General features: G+C 46.4%; 3 protein-coding genes. All 3 read right to left on the bottom strand.

Features of this window, described 5'->3' with window-relative positions; genetic code table 11:
• Positions 1–69 precede the first annotated feature (69 nt).
• The 3 genes from Xedl_RS19520 to Xedl_RS19510 all read right to left on the bottom strand — a co-directional run bounded on the left by Xedl_RS19520 (position 70) and on the right by Xedl_RS19510 (position 1227).
• On the bottom strand, positions 70–354 hold the full coding sequence (locus Xedl_RS19520; RefSeq protein WP_074025376.1) for a hypothetical protein: 285 nt from the start codon (positions 352–354) through the stop codon (positions 70–72).
• Positions 347–952 carry a 5'-deoxynucleotidase gene (yfbR, locus tag Xedl_RS19515; protein WP_074025374.1) on the bottom strand — a complete coding sequence of 202 codons (606 nt, stop codon included), beginning with the start codon at positions 950–952 and terminating at the stop codon, positions 347–349. Before yfbR ends, Xedl_RS19520 begins: the two co-directional genes overlap by 8 nt.
• Before the next feature lie 71 nt (positions 953–1023).
• Positions 1024–1227 (bottom strand): hypothetical protein, encoded by a 204-nt coding sequence (locus tag Xedl_RS19510; RefSeq protein ID WP_074025372.1) that lies wholly within the window; start codon positions 1225–1227, stop codon positions 1024–1026.
• Between the last annotated feature and the right edge of the window lie 363 nt (positions 1228–1590).

The following is a 1590-nucleotide window of genomic DNA, read 5'->3' as shown; positions in this document are numbered from 1 at the left end:
ACATAGCCCTTGTTCCTTTATTTCTCTCAGTTTGGCGACTTAAAGTTATAAAGGAGTGGCTATGTCATTTCAACTCACCTCGAAAGTCGAGCATCGCGTTACTTTATTGACAATATCAATATGCTCATCAGTATCGACTAATTGGTTATAAATCGTTACAAGAGTTCCTTTTTTATGAGCCCCAAAAAATTTCCAAGGCTCAATAAATTCGGATTCTATAGTGAAATGTAAGCGCATATTTGAAGGGACGAACCAAACACTCGACCTCATATATGACTCGTTATCCGAATCACCCTCTCTTTGACGAACAACAACACCGTCTTTGTCGATAATCTGCCAAAATCCATTAGTCATCGTTACCCCCTGCCAGTAGTTTATCTACTGAATGGCCGAGTCCGTCACCAAACCATTTGTCCAGAGCGTCGATTTCCGGGAAGTCAGATTTCACCTGAGCAACAACAAGTTCCATTTTGCTGAGAGCATCCTGGAACTCAAGGCCATTACCTGCGGCCACCTCAAGTTTGCACTTGATGTAAGCGGAGTAGGTATCACAGGCCTTAACCAGTGATTGTTCATAGCCACCGGAAGCGAAGGCTATGGCGACTGCATCCTGGAGTTCTGCGGGAAGAGTCTGGATGAGTTTGTCCTCTGCGGCCTTCTCCAGTCTTTCAAACTCACGCTGCAAAACAGCATTTGCTTTTTTGACCGGCGTTACAACATCCGAACAGAGAACCTCGGCTGCATCATGCAAAGAAGCATGAGCAAGCATGGTTGCCAGATCCACCGACTTTCCTTGTTGAATGGCGATATTGCCAGCTAGGTAGGAAAGCAAGGTAACAACAGCGCTGTGTTCCAACACAGATTCCGCTTGAACAGAGTGCATCAGTGACCAACGTTTGATCAGGCGTTGGCGCAAGGCCAGAGCTAAAAAGCCGAAATTTGAATTAGACATAGTGCCTCCAAAATTGGTTGGAGGTACACCAAAGCCGACCGGGCCTTGGTGTACCCGGTTGAGTTACTTAGTTATCTCGAGTCAAGCTGCTTAGCTATAGCGAGTAAAAACGGATGGAATGGATGATCTTGCGGGACACCACCAACAAGCTCACGGGCTAAACCGACTGAGTTGGTAGCCAACACCTCTTTGACTGCCAGAATGATTTCATCGTTGATTTCATCCTGGGTCTTTCGTTGTTGGTCCACCAGCCGATTTAACTTTTCTAGGCTCATGCGTCTCTCCTTTGGTTATGGGAGAGAACCCAGGAGGGTTGCCTCCCGAGGGGTAAGGTTATTGCTGTTTTGGGCCAGCTACCGTTATAGCCAGCAAGCGCTGACAATGAGCAAAGAGTATGACAGCCACCTAAAAGGGTAAAACGCTGTAATTGCCCTTTTGGGGTGCAAAAGAAAAAGCCCTCCCGAAGGAGCTGTCTCTTCTACACAAATCCCTCGATTGAATCGAGGGATATTTTTGTATATAGAAAACCCCCTGCTAGGCCTGTCTCTTCTACACAAATCCCTCGATTGAATCGAGGGATATTTTTGAACCTTTTTCTGCCTGGCTGATCTCAACAAGAAATACCACGTCGAGGTCAC

It is taken from the genome of Xenorhabdus eapokensis, from assembly GCF_001908105.1.
This window is presented reverse-complemented; position numbering and strand designations above follow the sequence as displayed.